Raw genomic sequence first — 21240 nt, 5'->3', positions numbered from 1 at the left:
TGGTGGCCGTTGGTTTTGCTGGGGTGACGCAGACGTGGCCCCGCGACCTGGAACGGCCGACTCTTCACGTATACGCAGGAAACTAGCGGCCCACTTTAGTCACATTTGTCGCGGCGCGTCAAAGCGTTCGGACGTCCAAACGGAAAGCCAACGGAAATCTTACGGAAGGGAACGAAAGACCAGTCGGGGAAAATGAGGCATGGGGCGGGTTGCGGGGCATACCAGGCCATACGGCGAGGCGACCCCGAATCGCCAGCAGGGCTGACTCCTACCGGGCCCGGATAGGTAATAATCGACCCTATGCGCCCAACTTTCCGTCTGCCACTCGCCCTGACCCTCGCCATCGCCACGCTTACGCCCCTCCTGCCCGCCCACGCGGCGCAGGATGGCAAGACGCGGTCCCAGCAGGACGAGGCACGGCAAAAGCTCGAAGGTGTCCGCAAGGACATCGACAACCTGACGAAAGAGCAGCGCGAGACCGCCAACGCCCGTGACAGCGCCAACGCCGCGCTGGCGAAACAGGCCGAGCAGGTATCCGCCGCCGCCAGGGCGGTGCGCGAGACGGATGGCGACCTCCAGCAGCGCCAGCACGACCTGGAGCAGCTGAACGCGCAGCGGGCACAGATGGAAGCGGGCCTCTCGAAGCAGAAGGACGCCCTCGGCGACTTGCTCCGCGCGACCTATACGCTCGGACGCGGCTCGGATCTGCAGCTCCTGCTCGGCGACGAAGACGTCAACCGGATCTCGCGCGCCCTGGCCTACTCGAAATATTTTCAGGACAACCGGGTCGAGAAGATCCGCGGCCTGCTTGCGGATCTTTCCCGCCTGCAGGAGGTCGAAGCCGCCATCACCGCCGAACAGCAGAAGCTCGAGGCGACGCGGGCGGAGCGCGAGTCGCGCGCCGCGGAACTGGAAAAGCAGCGCGCCAGCCAGGCGAAACTGGTGGCCGAGGCGGACTCGAAATACAAGGACCAGGCCCAGCGTATGGCCGCGCTGAAACAGAACGAGCAGGACATGAACTCACTGGTCGGCCGCCTGCAGAAGGTGATCGACGACGCGGCGAAGGCCGAGGCGGCCCGGGCGGCCGTCGAGGCGGCTCCTGCGCCCAAGGGCACGCCCGCAGCGGCACCGGTGGGCAACATGCGCGGCAACCTGCCCTGGCCGGCCAACGGTCCGGTGCACGCGTTCGGCAGCGGCGTCATCATCGTCGCGCCGCGCGGCAGCGAGGTGAAAGCGGTCGCGCGCGGCCGCGTGGTCTTCGCCAACTTCCTGCGTGGCTACGGCATGATGATCATCGTGAACCACGGCAACGGATTCATGAGCATGTACGGCAATAATGAGACGCTGCTGCACGGCGTGGGCGACACGGTGGAGGCCGGCCAGGCGGTCGGCACCGCCGCCGCACCCGCCGGCGACAACGGCGCGTACTTCGAGCTGCGCCAGGGTGGCAAACCCATCGACGCGCGTGGCTGGTTGAGCAAGAAGCATTGACCCCGGAGACAGGCATGCGTCAGCACCCCCTTCGCCTCGCCCTCGCACTGGCTCTCGCCGGTGCGATCGCGGTTCCCACCGTCCAGGCGCAACAGGCGAAGCCCGCGCTGAAGCAGCCCGACGCCCCCGCCGCGTCGTCGACCACGGCGGCGAAGGTCGCCACGCAGGCCGACGACGCCGTCGATCTGGACGACATTCGCAATTTCACGCGGGTGTACCAGATCGTTCGACAGGCCTACGTCGAGAAGCTCGACAACAAGACGATCATGAAAGCCGCCATCAGCGGCATGCTCCAGAACCTCGATCCGCACAGCGAATACCTCGACAAGGAAGGCCTCGACGAACTCGATGAGGACACCACGGGCCAGTACGGCGGTCTGGGCATCGAAGTCCTGCAGGTCGAAGGCGCGCTGAAGATCGTCTCGCCCATCGACGACACCCCTGCGTCGCGCGCGGGCATCAAGCCGGGCGACACCATCCTCAAGGTCGACGGCATGGTCGTCGACAGCCAGAACATCGACGACGCGTTCAAGAAACTCCGCGGCGATCCCGGCAGCAAGGTCACGCTCACCATTCTGCACGAGAAATCCGACAAGCCGATCGACATGCCGCTGGTGCGCGAGCGCATCGCGGTCACCAGCGTCAAGCTGCGTCAGCTCGATCCCGGCTACGTCTACATCCGTCTCAGCCAGTTCCAGGAAGATACGTCGACCGACCTCGACAAGAAGCTCTCGGACTGGATCGCGAAGAACGGCGCGCCCCGTGGCGCCGTGCTCGACCTGCGCTCCAATCCGGGCGGTCTGCTGACCACGGCCGTCGGCGTCGCCGACACCTTCCTGGACTCGGGCACCATCGTCACGACCAAGGGCCGGTTGCCGGACGCCAACCTGCACTTCGATGCCCACCCGGGCGATCTGCTCAAGGGCGCACCGATGGTCATCCTCACGGACAACGGCACGGCTTCCGCCGCCGAGATCGTGTCCGGTGCACTGAAGGACAACCACCGCGCACTCATCATGGGTCGTCGCACCTTCGGCAAGGGCGTGGTGCAGACCGTGTTGCCGCTGGATCAGGACCACGCGGTGAAGATCACCACCGCACGCTACTACACCCCCAACGGCACCTCGATCCAGGCCGAAGGCATCAAGCCGGACATCGCGCTGGCCGACCTCTCCGTGAACAAGAGCGACACGCCGCCCGCGCTGATCGGCTCGGAAGCGGACCTGCCCAATCATCTGGTGAACGAGAAAGCGTCGTCGGACGACAAGAACGCCAACGACGACGACGGCAAGCTAGCGATCGAAGACTATCCGCTGTCGCAGGCGCTCAACGTGCTGAAGGGTTTGTCGCTGGGCCGTAACGTATCGAAGTAAGCGCCCCGGCGCTTACCAGAACTTCCACCAAGGACGCGCGGCGCGGGCCTTGACCATCTCACGCCGCAGCTTCCGTGGGAGCTGCGGGGTGGCGCCCGGCGCCAGGGTTTCTTTCGCCGTCCAGCCGGTGAACACCAGCTTGCCGTAAGCGCTGGCGGGAAGGTCCACGTCGAAGGTGGTCACGCTCTGCGCCAGCTCGGGCGGCAGCGAATAAAAATGGTCGACATCGTCGCCTTCGGCATCGGAGGCATCCTGCAATGCTTCGATACGGGCATGGATGGCATCGAACGCCGGCGGTGGTTCGCCATGCGAGACGATGTGACGGACGTCGTCGCCCTCCCCGTCGTGCTCGACATGCCAGGTGCGCAGGCCATCGACGTAGCACGTGGCGGCGCTGACCATCACGTGCTCCTCCTGTTCGCAGGTGATCACCGTGCAGCCACGCGAGAGCGGGCGCAGCGATTCCTCCGCGATCAGGGGCGAGGCGAACCGTGTGACGACGACAAACCAGCCGGACGGCAGTTCGATGGCGTAGCCTCGACGCGGATCGGTCGTGGTCTGCTCATTGCGGACCAGGTCGAGAGCGGCGAGGACGGCATCGCCATCCTTGCCTTTGACCGCCAGCCAACCGACCGAAACGCCCATCGGCTCACGCCTGCTCGGGCGGTGGTTTCAGAAGAAACTTCACGGCCAGCAAACCGAGCTCGTACAGGATGCACATCGGCACGGCCAGCATCACCATCGAGAGCAGATCCGGCGGCGTGATGAAGGCGGCGATGGCGAACGCGCCCACGACGGCGTAACCGCGCCCCTTACTGAGCTTTTCGGCGTCGACGATGCCGATGGCGGCGAGGATCACGACCGCGACCGGGACTTCGAAGCACAGGCCGAAGGCGAAGAACATCAGCATGACGAAGTCGAGGTAATGCGTGATGTCCGTCATCATCGCCACGCCGTCGGGCGTCACGGCATTGAGAAACTTGAACGCCGCCGGCAGCACGATGAAATAGGCGAAGGCGCAGCCCGAATAGAACAGCACCAGCGATGCCACCAGCAACGGGCGCGCCAGGCGCTTCTCGTGCTTGTAGAGGCCCGGGCTGACGAAGGCCCAGAGCTGGTACAGGATCATCGGCATGCTGATGAACAGCGCGCAGAAGAAGGCCAGCTTCAACGGAGTGACGAACGGGCTGGCGACTTCCGTGGCGATCAGATGCGCGCCCTGCGGCATGCGCTCGACCAGCGGTTTGGCCAGTTCCGCATACAGGTGGTTGGCGACGGGCATCAGCGCCAGCAACACCACGAGCAACACCACGATGGCGCGGAGCAGGCGGGAACGGAGTTCGATCAGGTGGGAAAACAGACCCTCTTCGACCACGTCGTCGCCGGACGGATCGGAGTCAGCTGCGCTCATGCGGTTCGTTCCTGGGCGGCGGGGTGTCGCCGTGGGCCAGCGGCAGCATGTCGCGCGCCGGGTCGGGCTCACGACCCTCGACGCGAGCTACCGGGGTATCGGAAAAGGTGTCGCGCACACGGTCACCGGTCTGGCGGGCATCGTCGGCGGCGGCACGGAAGTCTTCACGGACGCTGCTGCCAGCAGCGCGGATGTCGTCACGCACGCTGTCATGCGTGGCACGCGCGTTTTCGGCGGTCTCGCGCAGCGTGCGCTTGATCTCTTCGGCCTGGATCTCGCGCTCCACCTCGGATTTGACGCTGTCCCAGCCGTTGCGCATGCGCCGCAACAGGGCACCTGCCGTACGCGCGGCGTGCGGAAGGCGCTCGGGGCCGAGCACGATGAGCGCCACCACCGCGAGCAGCAGCAATTTACCGAAGCTGATCTCGATCATGGCGCCGCCGGGATCACGGAGCGCGGTCGCGCGGCTCGGTGGTTTCGCTGTGGACCGGCGGGACCTGGGTGCTCACGGGCGGATCGGCACGCAGCTTCTCCTCCCGTTCGCGCGCTGCACGGGCCTCTTCGTCGCCGTCCAGACCCTTCTTGAAGTCGCGCATGGCGCCACCCAGGTCCGAGCCGATGTTGCGCAGCTTCTTCGTGCCGAAGATCAGCACGACGACGAGCAGCAGGAGGACGATATGGGTAATGCTCATGAAAAACCTCGCGGGCCCGTTCGCTCCGGGCCGTGGGACGGTCCGGCGCCCCTTGGGGCACCGGGTGGGACGACACTCAGCGGTTAGTGTACTCCTCAAGTTTATCCCTGAATTCCACTACCTCGCTTGGAACATTCGTCACACCGCCTTCAAAAATGCGGCGGGCCGTGATTCCGGGGCCGTAAATCTGCTCGTTGGAGTCGTCGTCGATGCTGAAATGGGTGCCATCGAGCGCGATGCCGGCAAACAGGCCCTTGGCGCGCGAGTAGGTGTAGATCTCGGCTTTCATCTGGCCATCGGTGGCGGCCGTGGCGGAGCGGCCGACCGGGCCGGCCGCCGCGGAGGCGTTGGCGCCCATGGTGAACTTGCCGTCGATGATGCTCTGCACGCCGCGGTCGGTGCGGAACACGAGGATCACGTCGGCGGACTGGATGCCGACCTGGAAGCCGACGCCCGCACCGGCCATCGAGATGAAGTTGGGGTTCGACCACGTGCCGTCACGCGTCTTGATCGAGATCAGGCCTTCGCCCTTGGAGCCAGAGAACACGAAGCCACCCTTGACCATGGCCGGCAGCACCGCGATGGCCTTGGCGTTCTTGAGCAGATCGGCAGGCAGCGATTTGTCGGGCGCGTCGTCGATCATCTCGGACAGCACACGGACCGCGTTCCGGGCCTGTTCTCTCGGCGGGTCGGCGGCCTGGACGGCCAGCGAGGGCAGCAGGGCGAGAAGGCCGAGGGCGAGCAGGCGAAGCGGGCGTGGGGACATCGGGTGGCTCCTATCGATACGCGGGGTGGCAGCGGCTGCGGCATTGAGAGCGAGCCTCGTCGCGCCGCCCTATGGCAGACTGCAACGATTCCCGCGAGCGCCGGACTCCGATGCCAGGTACGCCAAACTATACCGGCCTTGCCGGTCATTCCCACGACACCCTGCCCCAGGCGGGTGTGCTGCTGGTTAATCTCGGTACACCTGAGGCGCCCACCGCGGCGGCCGTACGGCCGTACCTCGCCGAGTTTCTGGGTGACCCGCGCGTCATCGAGTACCCGCGCCTGCTGTGGAAAGCCATTCTCCACGGCGTCATTCTCCGCGTCCGTCCCAAGCGCTCCGCCCACGCGTATGCCCGTATCTGGACCGCGGAAGGCTCGCCCCTGCGAACAGGCAGCGAGGCGCTGGCCGCGTCCCTGCAGGCCGAGCTCGGGCGCCGTCGCAACGGACCGATCCGCGTCGCCCTGGCCATGCGCTACGGGCGGCCCAGCGTGGCGGCGACGGTTGCCCAGTTGCAGCGTGAAGGGGTGCGGCGGTTGCTCGTTCTGCCGCTCTACCCCCAATACTCGGCCACCTCGACCGGCAGCGTGTTCGACGCGGTGGCCGACACGGTGAAGGGTCTGCGCTGGCCACCGGAACTGCGCCAGATCAACGACTACCACGACGATCCCGCCTATATCGCGGCGCTCGCCGTCAGCGTGCGCGACCACTGGGAGCGCAACGGCCGGGGCGAGAAGCTGCTGATGAGTTTTCACGGCATTCCCGAGCGCTACGTGCGCAACGGCGATCCGTACTTCTGCCAGTGCCACGCCACCGCTCGCCTGCTCCGCGACGCGCTGGGCGTCACCGCGGAGGAGGCGCCGATGAGCTTCCAGTCACGGGTGGGCCGCGAACGCTGGTTGCACCCGTACACTGACGAGATGGTCAGGCAGTTCGGCGCACAGGGCGTCAAGCGCATCGACACGATCAGTCCGGGCTTTGCCGTCGACTGCCTGGAAACCCTCGAAGAGATCGCCATGCAGAACGCGGAATTCTTCCGCGAGGCCGGCGGCGAGACGCTCAGCTACATCCCCTGTCTCAACGCCCGTCCGGACCACGTGGGCGCCATCGCGGACCTGGTGCTGCGCCACACGCAGGGATGGCCCGAGTTCGCGGCAGATTACGACCCGGCCGCGGCGGCCATGCGCCTCGCCGCCGCGCGCGAACGTGCGCGTAAGGCACGCGCCGATGCGTGAGTTGCGCATCGCCATACCAGGCATGGAGCTCGCCGGACTGAGCTGGGGCGAACCCGACGCCGCGCCGCTGGTGCTGATCCATGGCTGGCTCGACAACGCCGCGAGCTTCGCTCTGCTCGCACCCCGGCTTGCCGACCGGTTCCACGTGATCGCGCTGGACCTTCCTGGCCACGGTCACTCGGACCATCTGCCCGAGAGCACGATCTACACGCATCAGGATTACACGCGGGCCGTGCTCGCCGCCGTCGACTCGCTCGCGCTGCCGCGCTTTCATCTGCTGGGTCATTCTCTGGGTGCCGGTGTGGCGACGATGGTGGCCATCGCGGCGCCGGAGCGCATTCGCGCACTGTCTCTGATCGAAGGCTTGGGGCCGCTCGGAGACGACGGATCGCGAACGCTGGACCGGTTTCGCGAAGCGATGGTGTCGACGGCTGGCGGCTCCCGGCCCCTGCGCGTCTTTCCGTCGATCGACGATGCGGCCCGTGCCCGCGCACTGGCCAGCGGCCTCGATGCGACGCTGGCACGACACATCGTGGAACGCGGCCTGCGCGAAGTCGACGGTGGATACAGCTGGCGCAGCGATGCGCGCCTGTCGCGGCCCACGGCCCTCCGTCTCGCGGAAACGCAGATCATGTCGTTGCTGCTGGGGCTCGCTGCGCCGACGTCGTTGTTGCTCGCCAACCCCTCGCCGCCTTATCTCGAGCCCGAGGCATTGCAGGTACGGATCGATTGCGTCGACGACATCCGGGTGAAGCACATGGATGGAGGGCATCATCTGCACCTCGAGCACCCGGAGGCCGTGGCTGACTGGGTGCATGGCGCGCTGTAAGCAGACAGAGAAAGACACATGCTCGCCAGAGTCACACGCCTGTTTCCTCTCTGGGCTCTCGCCGTTTCGGTCGCTGCGTACTTCCAGCCCGCCCTCTTCCTCCCCGTCGGCCCCTGGATCGCCTGGCTGCTCATGCTCGTGATGTTCGGCATGGGCGTGACCCTCAGCCTGGACGACTTCAGACGCGTCCTCGTACGCCCCATGCCCGTCTTCGCCGGCACGTTCCTGCACTATCTGGTGATGCCACTTGCGGCGTGGGGGCTGACAAAGATATTCACGATGCCGCCCGATCTCGCCGCCGGCATGATCCTGGTCGGCAGTGTCGCCAGCGGTACGGCGTCCAACGTCATCATCTATCTGGCGAAAGGTGACGTGGCGCTGTCGGTCACGCTGTCATCGGTATCCGCCCTGGTCGGCGTGGTGGCGACACCGCTGCTCACGCGCCTCTACGTCGACACCCGCGTGGCGCCGGACACATGGGCGATGCTGCTGAGTATCGTGCAGATCGTCGCGCTGCCGATCGGCCTGGGCCTGTTGATCCATCACACGGCTCGCGGCGTGGTCAAACGCATCGAGCCCGGCTTACCCTTGTTCTCGATGGTCTGCGTACTGATCCTGATCGGTGCCGTGGTCGCGGCCAGTCAGCCGTCGATCGCCGCCGTGGGCGCGATCACCATCGTCGCGGTCATCCTGCACAACGGCATCGGGCTGATCAGCGGCTACTGGGGCGGCAGGCTGTTCCGCTTCGACGAATCCACCTGCCGCACCCTGGCGATCGAGGTGGGCATGCAGAATTCGGGGCTCGCGGCGACGCTGGGCAAGCTCTATTTCTCACCGCTGGCCGCGCTACCCGGGGCGCTGTTCTCGGTCTGGCACAACCTGTCGGGCTCGATGCTGGCCGGCTACTGGTCGGGCAAGCCGACCGGCGAAGCAACGCATGACGGCCCGGCGGCCCCACGCGGGCCGGTTTAAACCACCGGTTCCATCCGGAAGCCCGGCTGCACGACCGGGTCGACCAGCCAGTGATCCGCGAGCAGGAAGGCGAACAACACCATCAGGTACACGATGGAGTAGTTGAACATCTTCATCGCGAACATCTCGTCCGGCGGATTGAACATGCGTGCGGCGTACCAGAGGAAACCGAGGCCGAGGATCACCGCGCCGAACAGGTAGATCAGTCCGCTCATCCCCGTGAAGAACGGCAGCATGGTCACGACGAACAGCAGGATCGTGTAGAACAGGATGTGCCAGCGCGTGAACACCACGCCGTGCGTCACCGGCAACATGGGTACCTGGGCCCGCGAGTAATCGTCGACGCGGAAGATCGCCAGCGCCCAGAAATGCGGCGGTGTCCACACGAAGATGATCAGCAACAGCTGCAGCGCGAACGGATGCAGCTCGCCGGTCACCGCGGTCCAGCCGAGCATCGGCGGCGCGGCGCCGGCAAGGCCGCCGATGACGATATTCTGCGGCGTCGCACGCTTCAGGTAGGCGGTATAGATCACCGCATAACCGATCAGCGAGAAGAACGTCAGCACCGCGGTCAGCCTGTTGACCAGGAAGACCAGCACCAGCATCGAAACGATGCCCAGCGTCATCGCGAAGACGAACACCTGCATCGGCGTCAGCTGGCCGGTCGCCAGCGGACGATGCGAGGTACGCGCCATGATCTTGTCGATGCGCTGGTCGATCAGGTGATTGAACGCCGCGGCGGAAGCCGACGCCAGCCAGATGCCGAGCGTGCCGAAGATCGCCGCATGCCACGTCGGCAGTACACGCTGACCGTCGGCGTCGACGGCGAGGAACATGCCGATGACCGCGCAGAACACCAGCATCGCAACGACACGTGGCTTGGTCAGCTCGAAATATTGACCGATGATGCTCACGGGGACTCCGTCGTGGCGGGCAGCCGCTGCGTGCTCGCCAGGGCGGCAAGCAGCGTGAACAGGAGCAGCGCGGCGACGCCATTGTGCGCCGTGGCGACGGGCAAAGGCAGGCCGAGGTGCACATTGCCGATGCCGAGCAGCACCTGCGCGATCAGCACCACCGCCACGGCGATACCGATCCTGCGCAGGCCGGCGCGCGCCAGCTTGTGCGACAACCAGCCCAGGTAGACGAAGGTCACCAGCGCACCGATGCGGTGGGCGATCTGGATCGCGCTACGTGCGGCCATGTCCAGCACGCCGCCCTCGTAGTTGACGCCGATGCCGCGCCAGAGCACGAAGGCCTGCGGGAAGTCCGTCTGCGGCCACCACTGCCCGAGGCACTGCGGAAAATCCGTGCCACAAGCGAGCGCCGCGTAATTGGAACTGGTCCAGCCGCCGAGCGCGATCTGGCAGACGAGCACGACGATGCCGATGGCGACCGGCGCGCGAAGTGCCGCGAACCGGTCGTCCGGTGTGCCGACACGCCACCAGCGCAGGGCTGCCCATGCGAGAAGGGCGAAGGTCGCCAGTCCGCCGAGCAGATGCCCCATCACGACGATGGGCTTGAGCAGCAATGTCACCGTCCACATGCCGAGCATGGCCTGGAAGATGATCACGGCAAGCGCGGCCACGCCGACGCGCCAGGCGCCGGGTCGGTCGAGCATCGCCGCGGCGATCAGCGGCAGCGCGATGGCCAGTGCGGACAGGAACGACGACACCACGTATTCGCCGCGCATGTACATCACGACACCCACCGTCGCGAACACCGCCGCCACGAGCACCGCGGCCATCGCCATGCGTCGGCGCCAGGCCGACATCAGGGCGATGACGAGGACCATCACACCGAGGCTGCCGGCGAGGAAGCGGTGTACCTGCTCACGCCACGCCTTGTGCGTTTCGTACGGACGATCGGGGAAGGCTTCGTTCGCGCGGGCGATGTCCTGAGCGTGGCCCGGCCACGTGGCCTTGCCGTAGCAGGTCGGCCAGTCGGGACACGACAGCCCCGCGTTGGACAGACGCACGAAGGCGCCGAACATCACGATGCAAAAGGCGAACAGCGCAGCCAGCAAGGCCAGCGTGCGCAGGGTTTTAAGAGCTCGGGGCGACATCAGCGGATCACCTTCTGCAGGTCCTTACGCAGGCCGCTCGGATCGAAACCGGCGGGATACCAGGACAACGCGGTGGCATTGGATTCAACCAGCACGGCGGCGACCGTGTCGGGCTGCGTGGGACGGAATTCTTCGAAGGCCTTCGCCGCGTCGGTACCGGTCTTCCAGTCGGGCATGACGGCGTCCGCGCCCTGCGCGGTCGGCGGCGTGCCGATATAAAGAAGGCGCAGGCGATCGGCGTTGCGGTTGAGCACGATGCGCGCGTTACGCATGAGCGCCAGCGTCTCGAGGCAGTGTGCGGCGCAATCCGGCCCCGGCAACGCGACCAGGGTCAGTCGCGGCTCGCTGTCACGCCATGCCCAGGCCGTGCCGGCGACGTCCACGCGGACCTCGGCCATGCTGCGCTGCGGCACGATGGGACGACCGTTGCCTTTGCCTTCCGGCTGCCAGCCACTCAGCGTCAGCAGGCCCGCCGCGATAATGGGCGCCAGGAACACCAGCATGATCAAGACGAGCTTGAGCCGGCCACTGCCGGGTTTGCGTGGGGGGACGTTCGGATCGGTCATGAATGCTCGGGCCGTTTCGGGCGTCGCTTGCGATGCAGGAGGACGAAGATCACCACAGCCGCCAGGGCGAAGGTGAACCATTGGAAGGCGTAGGCGCGATGGCGCGCCGGCGGCATGAAGCCGGGCGTCCATTCACGGATGTAGATGCTGGCCGGGTCGGGATCCAGAAGGAGTACGCGAGGATACAGGGAGCGCCCGATGTCGTTACCGATCTCCCTGAGATCGACGTAGACCATGGTCTTCTCCGCGCCGTGCTGCTCCGGGAGACGGTCGCCACCCAGGCGCACACCGACACCCGGCGCCGGTACGTAGAGCCCCCGCACGGTGGTGACGCCCACGGGAAGCGGCGGCAGCCGGGGGTTGGCGCCCGCTTCCTTCGGCAAGAAACCGAGGTCGACGAGGAGGTACGGATCGCGCCCGTGCGGCGAAAACGGCGCATAGACGTGCACGCCGACCTGACCGGAGTGGGTCTGGTCGTCGAGCAGGTAGTAATGGTCGGGCAGGTAAACGCCACGTACCGAAAGCCTCGGGTATCGATCGAGGGGAGGATTATCGGCGATCGAACCGAACTCCTCGACGCTTGCTGCGGCCGATGCGGCGTACCGCCGCAGCAATTCATCCTTCTCGTCCGCGCGATCCAGCTGCCATATGCCCAGGCGTACGAACGCCAGCACGCCCACCAGCGTGAGTGCGACAGCGAACCACGTCGGACGGCGCAGGAAAGTCATGCAAGACGCCCCATGCCCAACGCTATACTCGGATTGTCGATATGGCGCGGAGCCGTCACGTGGAAACCATCTACAAATATGCGCTGGTGATTTTGCTGCTCGTGGTGTTGTTCAACCTCGGGCAGGCGCTGTTCTTCATGATGACCGACAAGGGCCAGAGCAAGCGCACCGTCTGGGCACTCACCCGCCGTATCGGACTCTCACTGCTGCTCATCGCCATGGTGGCGCTGGGCATCTTCATGGGCTGGCTGCACCCCCACGGGGTCGGTCAATTCTAACGCTTGGGGCCGGGGGGCCAAGGCGCGGTGCGGCAATCGGTGCCGTGAAGGACTGACTGGGGCGGAAAGGACGTGGAACAAGAGAATCGGACGCCGTTACCGGCGGGGCTCTATCTGGCGCTGATCGCCGTCATCTGGCTGGCTGTCACCGTACTCTGCACGTCGTTGATCGCCGTGGTGTGGGCGCCTCCGCAGGCCGCAGCCGTGCGCACCCTTTTTGCCCAGGCGCCTCCGGCGCTCCTCGCGGTCTGGGCCTGCACTCTCATCCCGGCGGCCGGCGCACTCTGGGCGCGCGGACGACATCCCCGTGCGTGCGCCGCTCTCGCGGCGCTGTTCCTCGTAGCGTACGCATTCCTCGCGCCGAGGCTCTACCAGGCGCGGCCGCTGGGCTTCTGGGTCGCCTGTGGAGCCCTGGCGCTGACCGCCATGGGTGCGCTCCAGCTTGCGCGAGTCGCAAAGCACTGACCAGAGCCACCTCAGGCAATGACGCACCCTGAATACCTGCGGTTGACAGCGTCCGGGCGGCGGGAGAGGATCGGACCATGAACCGCCTCGCCGCCCTCATTACGCTGATTAGCATCGCCATCTCATCGATGGTGGGTTGAATCACGCGCGACAGGTGACCGACAACCCGCCCTCCGAGGCGGGTTTTTCGTATCCGCCTCCGGGAAAACGAACGCACCGGAGACGCACGCCATGTCCCTCCCCGCTTCACGTCACGCCACTCGGGACGAACCCGTACGCGATGCCGCCGACTACCTGAGGCGCATCCTCAACGCCCGCGTGTACGACGTGGCCCAGCGGACGGAACTGCAGCATGCGACGGTGCTGTTCGAGCAACTGGGGCACCACGTCCTGCTGAAGCGGGAAGACACTCAACCCGTATCGTCGTTCAAGCTCCGCGGCGCCTACAACCGGATCCGCAACCTGTCCGCCGACGTACTGGCACGCGGCATCATCACGGCGTCAGCGGGAAACCACGCGCAAGGCGTCGCCTGGTCCGCCGCGAAGCTCGGCATCCCGGCGGTCATCGTCGTGCCTGAAACGGCACCCCTCGTTAAGGTCAATGCGACGCGGCGATTCGGTGGGCCCACGGTGGAAGTCATCAAGGCGGGCGATTCGTATAACGATGCGTTCGCCCACGCGATGGCGCTGCAGCGAGAACGCGGCATGACGTTCATCCCAGCCTTCGACGATCCCGACGTTATCGCAGGACAAGGCACCGTAGCGATGGAGATACTGAGCCAGCACCACGGGCATATCGACGCCATCTTCGTGCCCATCGGAGGGGGCAGTCTCGCCGCGGGAGTCGCGACCTACGTGAAAGCGCTCCGCCCGGATATCCGCGTGATCGGCGTACAGACGCGTGACTCGTGCGCCATGGCGCAATCGATCCGGGCCGGGCGACGGGTCGAACTCACGGAGGTCGGGCTTTTTTCCGACGGCACGGCGGTGAAGCTGGTGGGGCAGGAAACGTTTCGACTGTGCAGCCAGTACCTCGACGAAGTGATGCTGGTCGACACCGACGAGGTATGCCTTGCGATCAAGGATATCTATCAGGACACGCGGCGTTTCGTTGAGCCGGCGGGAGCGCTCGCCGTCGCGGCTGCGCGTCGCTACGCGACCCAGGCCACCGCCTCGGGAGCGGTCGACCACCCGCTCACCCTTTGTGCCATCGTCTCCGGCGCCAATCTCAATATCGACCGCATCCGCTTCATCGCCGAGCGCGCCGCGGTGGGCGAATCGCGCGAAGCCTTGTTCGCGGTGAGCATCCCCGAGGAGCGCGGCAGCTTCCTGCACTTCTGCGAGCTCGTAGGCGAGCGCAACGTGACGGAATTCAACTACCGTCTCGGCACCGATGAAAACGCACGGATCTTCGTCGGCCTTCAGGTGGACGACCCGGTAGACGAAGCGTCGCTTGCAACCGTCTTCGAGGCAGCGGGATTCGCCGTCGTCAATCTTGGCAACGATGAGCTATCGACGCAGCACATCAGGCATATGGTGGGCGGACGCTCGACAGCCGCACAGGGCGAGCGATTGTTTCGCTTCGAGTTCCCCGAACGACCGGGTGCGTTGATGCGCTTCCTTCGTTCGATGTCGCCAAGCTGGAATATCAGCCTGTTCCATTACCGCAACCAGGGCGCCGATTACAGCTCGACGCTGGTCGGCATCCAGGCGGAAGCGGCGGACGAAGACGCGCTCACGCGGTTCCTCAACCGGCTGGGCTATCCGTACCGCGAAGAGACCAGCAATCCCGCCTACCGACTGTTTCTGAGATGAACGAGGGAAGCAGGAGCGCGCGAGCGCTCCTGTGAAACAACGGCCCGTGCGGATCAATGAGCCTTTGACACGACCAGGTCGATCGATCCCACCGGCGAGAGGTTCCCCGCTTCGTCCGAGCCTTTCGCACACACGCGTAACGGGCCTTTGGCCTTGGGCAGACTGATGAACGACGAAGGCAGCGTGCGGTACTTCGCGTCGTCGGCGCAATCGGTGGAGTCGAGGCGCCCCACCTTCACGATCGGCGGCGCGACGTAAGGGCTACGGATCTCCATAATCCATGCAGCATCCGTCTCATCGCGAACGGCCGGTACCGGCACTGCGGTAGGCGCCGTATCGTCAATCACCCGAAGCATGACGCTCGCATGCTCAGGCGCCTGCCAGTCGTTATCGATGCCCAGCTGTCCGATGACGCACATGGCGTACACGCCTTCGGACGGTCCGACCGGCAGACGGTCCAGCGGCTGCTCGCGGGCATACATCGGAGCGCTGTAACCCTCGGGGCTGGCGCAATCGACCGTCGCGGCATCACCGTGCTTGTAGCGGACCCAACGGGTATCGTCATTCACCAGCACGCCCCACCGCGCGGGTACGAGATCCCCCTCTTCGTCGATCTGGCTGCGTGTGTACTCACCGACGGTGCGATCGAGCTTCACGCCGTTACCCGCGTCGAGGGCACTGGCGTCCCAGCCGCCATCGGCACGAAGTGCCGAGAGCAGCGGCGCCGCAATACTCTGGTAGCTCGCGCCGACGCGCGACACCGGCTGCCGCCCGGTGAGTTCGCACGGGCGGTCGAAACCGCATCCGTCAAAGCGCGGATCGACCTTCGTACCGAGCACGCCGACAATATCCGACGTGCCGTGGCGCAGCACCGGGGAGCCCGACGAACCACCCGATACACCGGCGCAATCGGTCGCCGATTCACGCAGGAAGAAGCGTTCGCCCTCGAACAGCCGAACGGGCTCACTGGCCTGACAGGTTGCCAGGCGAAGGAAGCGGTCTTCTTCCGACACGCCCACCGCGGGAACCTGCACTAGGTCGACAGGGAGCGACCCGACAATCGCCGGCGCACTCGGGACAAGCGGAGCGACACCGAGTGCCGCAAGATCGGCGTATGAGACGTCCAGCCGGAGCACGGCGATGTCCATGTTCTTGGTGGTCGCGTACAGAATTCGCTCGACTCCAATGGGTCGATGGACCGGCTGGGCATCCTGAAAATAAGCGGGCGTAAAGCGGTAACCCGATGGCGCCACCTCGTCGATCATGACCTGATTGGGGATGAGTTCCTGGCCGAGAACGCAGTGCCCGGACGTAAGCAACAACGCGGGCCGACGACCGTCCGGACTGGCGGAACCCGCGACGATCGAGCCGGTACAGGTTCTTCCGTCGAGCAGATCGAGCTGACCGACAGCGCGGAAGCGCGGGTCGCTGGACGAAGGAAGCAGGTTTGCGTCGCTTGCTAATGCACCGACGGCGTAGCCCATCGACAGGAGCAAGAGCGATGCACGCGACAAACGAGCGGATACTCTCCGATTCATAAGCACTCTCCATGTGTTCGCGTTTTTCGAAGACCTTCACTGCGAAGGCCGATGCCGACTTTAGCAACGCGGTTGGAGAGGAAACATGTCAGAAAGCCCGGTAGATCTGTAGGCGTAAGCCGAAGTCAGTCACGCTTTGACAAAGGCGACTTCTTCCAGCGTCCGTGGAGCCACTCGTACTCTTGCAGCACCGTCGGGGAAAACCGCTCGCGGAGTTTATTGACGAGCGGTTTAGCCCGCTCCCAGGACGTAACAACAGCCGAGTACCAAGTCTTCTTCAGCATCTCTTCGTCGTAAATTCCGGCCTGAATGCCGATACTCACCGCCTCGAAATGATTGAGGAAGTACCGAATGCATACAGCTTCTTCCGACTCGATATTTTCCGGCGAGGCGAGGCAAGCCACATTTCTGTCGTTCGCGTCGACGAAATACTCCAGCTTCCTGGCGCCATTCTGGAGGATGACATCGTTCCGACTCGCAAATAGAAGATCCGCGCTTTGCTTTTTCCGCGCGATGCTGCGCGCGGTGAGAACCGACGCAACGGCAACACCGACGCCGCTGGCAACCAGAAGATTCCTGAAGAGGCCAGAATCGACGGTATCGAAAATCCACTGAAACACTGAGCTTTCCTTCGCATTTCTTGTCCCTGAAAACAAGCTACCCGCCAAGGGGCGGGTAGCTTGGTGTGGCTCACAGGCCGCCAGCGGTGTCATTCATGACTGTCTCCTTTGATGGCAAGACCAGTCTAGCTTGTGCTCAGATCATACGTCCGTAGGAAAAATCTGAATTTCAAACAGAAAAAACTCAAAGCACGTAAACAAACAAGAACAGCGCCAGCCACACCACGTCGACGAAATGCCAGTACCAGGCCACCGCTTCAAACCCGAAGTGATCGTCCTTCGTGAAGTGTCCCTTCGCGCAGCGCAGCCAGATGATGGCCAGCATGATCGTGCCCAGCGTCACGTGCATGCCGTGGAATCCGGTGAGCATGAAGAACGTCGCGCCGTACACGCCGCTGCCCAGCGTCAGGTTGAAGTGCTCGTACGCCTCGGCGTACTCGTGCGCCTGGAACCACAGGAACAGGCAACCCAGCAGCACGGTGGCGCCGAGGCCGATCAGCAACGCCGTGCGATGACCCGCCTTGAGCGCGTGGTGCGCAATGGTGATGGTCACGCCGGATGACAGCAGGATCAGCGTATTGAGCAGCGGCAGGCCCCATGCGGCGATGGTCTGGAACGAGCCGCCGATCTTCTGCGGACCGCCGCCGCCGTTGGCGCCCCAGGAGGCTTCATAACCCTGCCAGACGAACTGGTGGGTGAGCACACCGTGGCCTTCGCCGCCCAGCCACGGCACCGAGAAGATACGGGCGTAGAACAGCGCACCGAAGAAGGCGCCGAAGAACATCACCTCGGAGAAGATGAACCACATCATCCCCATGCGGAACGAGCGATCCACCTGGCCGTTGTAGCTGCCTGCCATGGACTCGCGGATGACCGAGCGGAACCAGCCGAAGAACATGCCCAGGATCATCACGATCCCGATCCAGAACAGCGGCTTGCCAAACGTGCTGCCCTCGCCCGGTTGCGAGTTCAGCCAGTGCGCGGCACCGAACACCGTGACGAACATCGAGACCGCGGCCACGATCGGCCAGTAGCTCTTGCTCGGTACATAGTAGACGTCGTGTTGCTGGTGACCCATGGTGGTTTCCCGTGGATATCGCGTGTTTGGCCGGTCAGACCCGGAGCATCTGAACGATCGAGAGCAGGAACACCGCGACCGCGAAACCGCCCGCGATCATGGCCGTCCTGCGGGCGCGCTTGCGACGCGCCTCCGTCCCGGTGTCCGTCATGCCCTGCATCGATCAGTGATCCGTGTTGCCGTGGGCGAGCTCGTCGTCATGGATGACCGGCGGCACGTCGAACGTATGGAACGGCGCGGGTGAAGGCACCGTCCACTCCAGACCCTTGGCGCCTTCCCAGGAACGATCGGCGGCTTTCTTCTTCGAGAAGAACACGCAATGCACGACCACACCGAGGAAGATCAGCTGCGAGGCGCCGAACCAGAAGCCGCCGATCGAGCTGATCATGTTGAAGTTCGCGAAGGCCACGTTGTAGTCGGGGATACGGCGCGGCATGCCGGCCAGCCCGAGGAAGTGCTGCGGGAAGAACAGCACGTTGACCGAGATGACGCTGGACCAGAAATGGATCTTGCCCCAGGTCTCGCTGTACATGTTGCCCGACCACTTCGGCATCCAGTAATAAGCGGCGGCCATGATCGAGAACGCCGCGCCGGTCACCAGCACGTAGTGGAAATGGGCGACCACGAAGTACGTGTCGTGGTACTGGAAGTCGGCCGGGGCCAGCGCGAGCATCAGGCCCGAAAAGCCGCCGATGGTGAACAGGATGACGAAGGCGATCGAGAACAGCATCGGCGTCTCGAAGGTCATCGAACCGCCCCACATCGTCGAGACCCAGTTGAAGACCTTCACGCCCGTGGGCACCGCGATCAGCATGGTCGCGTACATGAAGAAGATCTCCGCGCCCATCGGCAGGCCCACGGCGAACATGTGGTGCGCCCAGACGATGAACGAGAGGAAGGCGATGGACGCGATGGCGAACACCATCGCGCGGTAGCCGAAGATCGGCTTGCGGGCGAAGGTGGGGATGATCTCCGAGATGATCCCGAACGCCGGCAGGATCATGATGTAGACCTCGGGATGCCCAAAGAACCAGAAGATGTGCTGGAAGAGCACCGGGTCGCCGCCGCCGGCGGCATTGAAGAAGTTGGTATGGAAGTACTTGTCGGTCAGCAGCATGGTGACCGCGCCGGCCAGTACCGGCATCACCGCGATCAGCAGGAACGCCGTGATCAGCCAGCTCCACACGAACACCGGCATTTTCAGCAGGTCCATGCCGGGCGCGCGCATGTTGAGGATGGTGGCGATGATGTTGATCGCGCCCATGATCGAACTGATGCCCATCAGGTGGACCGCGAAGATGGTATACGCGATGGACTCGCCCTGCAGCGACAGCGGCGGGTACATGGTCCAGCCGCCGGCCGGGCCACCGCCCGGCATGAACAGCGTCGACAGCAGCAGGATGAAGGCGAACGGCATGATCCAGAACGACAGGTTGTTCATGCGCGGCAAGGCCATGTCCGGCGCGCCGACCATGAGCGGAATCATCCAGTTGGCCAGGCCGACGAACGACGGCATGATGGCGCCGAAGATCATCACCAGCGCGTGCATCGTCGTCATTTCATTGAAGAAATACGGCTGCACCAGCTGCATGCCCGGCTTGAACAACTCCGCGCGGATGACCATCGCGAAGGCGCCGCCGATGAAGAACATCGTCAGCGAGAAGATCAGGTACAGCGTGCCGATGTCCTTGTGGTTCGTGGACATCACCCAGCGCTGGAAGAACCCCTTCGGGGCCCCGTGGTGATCGTGGTGGTCGTGGGTGGCTGCGTGGGCCATAACCTTGAACCTCTGCCGGATACTTGAGCGGGTTAACCCTGGGGGACCGGGGCGGGGGCGTTCTGGGCGGTCGCGGCGGCCTTCTGCAGCCTGGAACCGTCTTCCTGCGTCGCCAGCCACTGTTCGAATTCGGCCTTGGGCACCGCCTTGACCACGATCGGCATGAAGCCGTGATCCTGGCCGCAGAGCTCGGCGCACTGGCCGCGGTAGACGCCCGGCTCCTTGATCTTGGTCCAGGCCGCGTTGGCGATGCCCGGGATGGCGTCCATCTTCCAGCCGAGCGCCGGCACCCACCAGGAGTGGATGACGTCGCCGCCGACGATGATGAAACGGATCTTGGTACCGACAGGGACGACCAGGGGTTTGTCCACGTCGAGCAGATAGGTCTGGTAGCCGTCGACCTGGATCTTGCCCGGGTCGAGGTTGGAATGAAGCTGGCGGGTACGGTCGGAGGACTCTTCGAGCTTGGAGATGAAGCCGACCTTGTCGACCCCCTTGCCCTTGTAGTCGACGTAGTCGTAGCGCCACTTCCACTGGTAGCCGGTGATCTTGATGGTCATCTCGGCATTCGTGGTGTCGGCGAACGAGGTCAGACCGCCGGTGGCCAGATGGGCCAGGAAGATCAGGATGATGACGGGGATGACCGTCCAGACGATCTCGAGTCTGGTGCTGTGCGACCACTTCTCGGCGACCGCACCCCGCGACTTACGGAAGCGGAACATCGCCACGAACATGGCACCGAAGACGATGACGCCGATGACCACGCAGACCCACAGGGCCACCATGTGCATCGCATAGGGCGACCACTCGCTGACACCCCGGGTCATGTTCAGCTGGTTGGGTTCCGGGTTGGCCCATGCCGCCCCGCCGAACAGGGCGAGGGCAACCGCCGCCCACGCCGCTTTCCATCGTCCGATGCCGCCAGATGTCATGTCTTGCACCTTTAGTGAACCTACCTGCGCGTCTGGCCTGAGACTTCGGACAGCAGCACCATGAGTTTCCTGGACGCCTCGGCCCTTTCCTCTTCCCCAAGGAACGCGCCGATTTCAAGCTGATTGCCGTGTGACCTGAGCAACAGACGCTGACGCCCGTCCCCCGATGCCAACCCTACCCGTACCCAGTACGTCTGGAAACGGACGATCCGACGACCCGGCACGGCACGCACCTCCAGCGTGTCGGGCCCCACCACGATCCGCTCGCCCCGGCCGCCGGCCCGCCAGGCCGCGCCAAGGGCGAACCCCACGACGAAAGCCTCCGCCAGGGCGAACACGGGAGCGAAAACATTCCCCTGCCACGCACCGAGCGACGCCGTCGCCAGGGCCATCGCCGCGAGACCCACGATCAGTCGACGCAGACCGCGCCTGTCCAGCGCACGGTTGGGCCGGAGCCACAACACGCGCGGCTGACCCGCGGCGGTCGGTCGAAGCACGATCATGCGAATCCCGCGTGCCTTGAACGGACCGATGATAGGGCGGCGGTCAGAATGCGGCAAGGTTGGGAAGCGGCGTGATGCCGCAGGGCGCCCCATCCCGCAAAGCAACACACAT

At 64.9% G+C, this 21240-nt stretch carries 24 protein-coding genes; 8 read left to right on the top strand and 16 right to left on the bottom strand.

The window, feature by feature from the left end; genetic code table 11:
- The first annotated feature begins 300 nt into the window (after window positions 1-300).
- Together FA85_RS12465 and FA85_RS12460 are read left to right on the top strand one after the other, a co-directional pair.
- Entirely contained in the window at window positions 301-1491 is a 1191-nt protein-coding gene (locus tag FA85_RS12465) for a murein hydrolase activator EnvC family protein (RefSeq protein WP_036116306.1), read from the top strand.
- A 14-nt stretch (window positions 1492-1505) separates the two neighbouring features.
- On the top strand, window positions 1506-2864 hold the full coding sequence (locus tag FA85_RS12460) for a S41 family peptidase (protein ID WP_036116308.1): 1359 nt from the start codon (window positions 1506-1508) through the stop codon (window positions 2862-2864).
- 12 nt (window positions 2865-2876) lie between these two features.
- On the opposite strand, the gene FA85_RS20945 is transcribed toward FA85_RS12460, so the two are convergent.
- From FA85_RS20945 to FA85_RS12435, 5 genes are all read right to left on the bottom strand, one after another.
- Window positions 2877-3509, bottom strand: a complete 633-nt coding sequence (locus FA85_RS20945) for a hypothetical protein (protein ID WP_051944042.1) — start codon at window positions 3507-3509, stop codon at window positions 2877-2879.
- A gap of 4 nt (window positions 3510-3513) precedes the next feature.
- Complete coding sequence (tatC, locus tag FA85_RS12450; protein ID WP_036116310.1) at window positions 3514-4275, bottom strand: twin-arginine translocase subunit TatC; 762 nt, start codon at window positions 4273-4275, stop codon at window positions 3514-3516.
- Window positions 4262-4708, bottom strand: coding sequence for a Sec-independent protein translocase protein TatB (gene tatB / locus FA85_RS21500; protein ID WP_079520632.1), 447 nt, complete (start codon window positions 4706-4708; stop codon window positions 4262-4264). Before tatB ends, tatC begins: the two co-directional genes overlap by 14 nt.
- Before the next feature lie 13 nt (window positions 4709-4721).
- Window positions 4722-4967: a twin-arginine translocase TatA/TatE family subunit gene (gene tatA / locus FA85_RS12440; RefSeq protein WP_036116312.1), complete on the bottom strand. Its 246-nt coding sequence runs from the start codon at window positions 4965-4967 to the stop codon at window positions 4722-4724.
- A gap of 76 nt (window positions 4968-5043) precedes the next feature.
- Window positions 5044-5733, bottom strand: a complete 690-nt coding sequence (locus FA85_RS12435; RefSeq protein ID WP_036116315.1) for a lipid-binding SYLF domain-containing protein — start codon at window positions 5731-5733, stop codon at window positions 5044-5046.
- A 110-nt stretch (window positions 5734-5843) separates the two neighbouring features.
- Here FA85_RS12435 and hemH point away from each other — a divergent pair, with 110 nt between their 5' ends.
- Genes hemH through panS form a run of 3 tightly spaced genes read left to right on the top strand, consistent with a single transcriptional unit; the run spans window position 5844 to window position 8766 of the window.
- Complete coding sequence (hemH, locus tag FA85_RS12430; RefSeq protein ID WP_036116321.1) at window positions 5844-6965, top strand: ferrochelatase; 1122 nt, start codon at window positions 5844-5846, stop codon at window positions 6963-6965.
- A complete protein-coding gene (locus FA85_RS12425) occupies window positions 6958-7794 on the top strand; it encodes an alpha/beta fold hydrolase (RefSeq protein WP_036116325.1) in 837 nt (278 codons plus the stop codon). The genes hemH and FA85_RS12425 overlap by 8 nt, the downstream gene beginning before the upstream one ends.
- A gap of 18 nt (window positions 7795-7812) precedes the next feature.
- Complete coding sequence (gene panS / locus FA85_RS12420; RefSeq protein ID WP_051944044.1) at window positions 7813-8766, top strand: ketopantoate/pantoate/pantothenate transporter PanS; 954 nt, start codon at window positions 7813-7815, stop codon at window positions 8764-8766.
- On the opposite strand, the gene cyoE is transcribed toward panS, so the two are convergent.
- The 4 genes from cyoE to FA85_RS12400 are packed head-to-tail and all read right to left on the bottom strand — an operon-like array spanning window position 8763 to window position 12122.
- The gene (gene cyoE, locus FA85_RS12415; protein ID WP_428977063.1) at window positions 8763-9629 is read right to left on the bottom strand and encodes a heme o synthase; all 867 of its coding nucleotides are present in this window, start codon (window positions 9627-9629) and stop codon (window positions 8763-8765) included. The two genes, panS and cyoE, sit on opposite strands and share 4 nt — an antisense overlap.
- Window positions 9630-9676: 47 nt before the next feature.
- Window positions 9677-10828 (bottom strand): COX15/CtaA family protein, encoded by a 1152-nt coding sequence (locus tag FA85_RS12410; RefSeq protein WP_036116329.1) that lies wholly within the window; start codon window positions 10826-10828, stop codon window positions 9677-9679.
- On the bottom strand, window positions 10828-11394 hold the full coding sequence (locus tag FA85_RS12405) for a hypothetical protein (protein WP_036116331.1): 567 nt from the start codon (window positions 11392-11394) through the stop codon (window positions 10828-10830). The genes FA85_RS12410 and FA85_RS12405 overlap by 1 nt, the downstream gene beginning before the upstream one ends.
- Window positions 11391-12122 (bottom strand): SURF1 family protein, encoded by a 732-nt coding sequence (locus tag FA85_RS12400; protein WP_036116334.1) that lies wholly within the window; start codon window positions 12120-12122, stop codon window positions 11391-11393. The genes FA85_RS12405 and FA85_RS12400 overlap by 4 nt, the downstream gene beginning before the upstream one ends.
- A 41-nt stretch (window positions 12123-12163) precedes the next feature.
- Here FA85_RS12400 and FA85_RS12395 point away from each other — a divergent pair, with 41 nt between their 5' ends.
- The 3 genes from FA85_RS12395 (at window position 12164) to ilvA (ending at window position 14680) form a co-directional block, all read left to right on the top strand.
- On the top strand, window positions 12164-12400 hold the full coding sequence (locus tag FA85_RS12395) for a twin transmembrane helix small protein (RefSeq protein ID WP_036116337.1): 237 nt from the start codon (window positions 12164-12166) through the stop codon (window positions 12398-12400).
- Window positions 12401-12472: 72 nt separating this feature from the next.
- Window positions 12473-12865, top strand: coding sequence for a hypothetical protein (locus FA85_RS12390; protein WP_036116339.1), 393 nt, complete (start codon window positions 12473-12475; stop codon window positions 12863-12865).
- A 231-nt stretch (window positions 12866-13096) separates the two neighbouring features.
- Window positions 13097-14680 (top strand): threonine ammonia-lyase, biosynthetic, encoded by a 1584-nt coding sequence (gene ilvA, locus FA85_RS12385; RefSeq protein ID WP_051944046.1) that lies wholly within the window; start codon window positions 13097-13099, stop codon window positions 14678-14680.
- Window positions 14681-14733: 53 nt separating this feature from the next.
- On the opposite strand, the gene FA85_RS12380 is transcribed toward ilvA, so the two are convergent.
- From FA85_RS12380 to FA85_RS12355, 7 genes are all read right to left on the bottom strand, one after another.
- Window positions 14734-16218: a trypsin-like peptidase domain-containing protein gene (locus FA85_RS12380; RefSeq protein WP_081907602.1), complete on the bottom strand. Its 1485-nt coding sequence runs from the start codon at window positions 16216-16218 to the stop codon at window positions 14734-14736.
- A 125-nt stretch (window positions 16219-16343) separates the two neighbouring features.
- On the bottom strand, window positions 16344-16931 hold the full coding sequence (locus FA85_RS12375) for a DUF4760 domain-containing protein (protein ID WP_081907603.1): 588 nt from the start codon (window positions 16929-16931) through the stop codon (window positions 16344-16346).
- Window positions 16932-17022: 91 nt separating this feature from the next.
- Window positions 17023-17916 carry a cytochrome c oxidase subunit 3 gene (locus FA85_RS12370; RefSeq protein WP_036116344.1) on the bottom strand — a complete coding sequence of 298 codons (894 nt, stop codon included), beginning with the start codon at window positions 17914-17916 and terminating at the stop codon, window positions 17023-17025.
- Between the two features lie 34 nt (window positions 17917-17950).
- Window positions 17951-18076: a hypothetical protein gene (locus FA85_RS22550; protein WP_255349729.1), complete on the bottom strand. Its 126-nt coding sequence runs from the start codon at window positions 18074-18076 to the stop codon at window positions 17951-17953.
- A gap of 3 nt (window positions 18077-18079) precedes the next feature.
- Window positions 18080-19693, bottom strand: a complete 1614-nt coding sequence (ctaD, locus tag FA85_RS12365; RefSeq protein ID WP_036116347.1) for a cytochrome c oxidase subunit I — start codon at window positions 19691-19693, stop codon at window positions 18080-18082.
- Window positions 19694-19725: 32 nt separating this feature from the next.
- A complete protein-coding gene (gene coxB, locus FA85_RS12360) occupies window positions 19726-20625 on the bottom strand; it encodes a cytochrome c oxidase subunit II (RefSeq protein ID WP_036116349.1) in 900 nt (299 codons plus the stop codon).
- Window positions 20626-20645: 20 nt separating this feature from the next.
- Window positions 20646-21128 carry a DUF2244 domain-containing protein gene (locus tag FA85_RS12355; RefSeq protein WP_197056540.1) on the bottom strand — a complete coding sequence of 161 codons (483 nt, stop codon included), beginning with the start codon at window positions 21126-21128 and terminating at the stop codon, window positions 20646-20648.
- Window positions 21129-21240 lie beyond the last annotated feature (112 nt).

It is taken from the genome of Luteibacter mycovicinus, assembly GCF_000745235.1.
Lineage (GTDB): Bacteria > Pseudomonadota > Gammaproteobacteria > Xanthomonadales > Rhodanobacteraceae > Luteibacter > Luteibacter mycovicinus.
The sequence above is the reverse complement of the archived record's forward strand: the minus strand, read 5'-3'. Positions and strand labels throughout refer to the sequence as shown.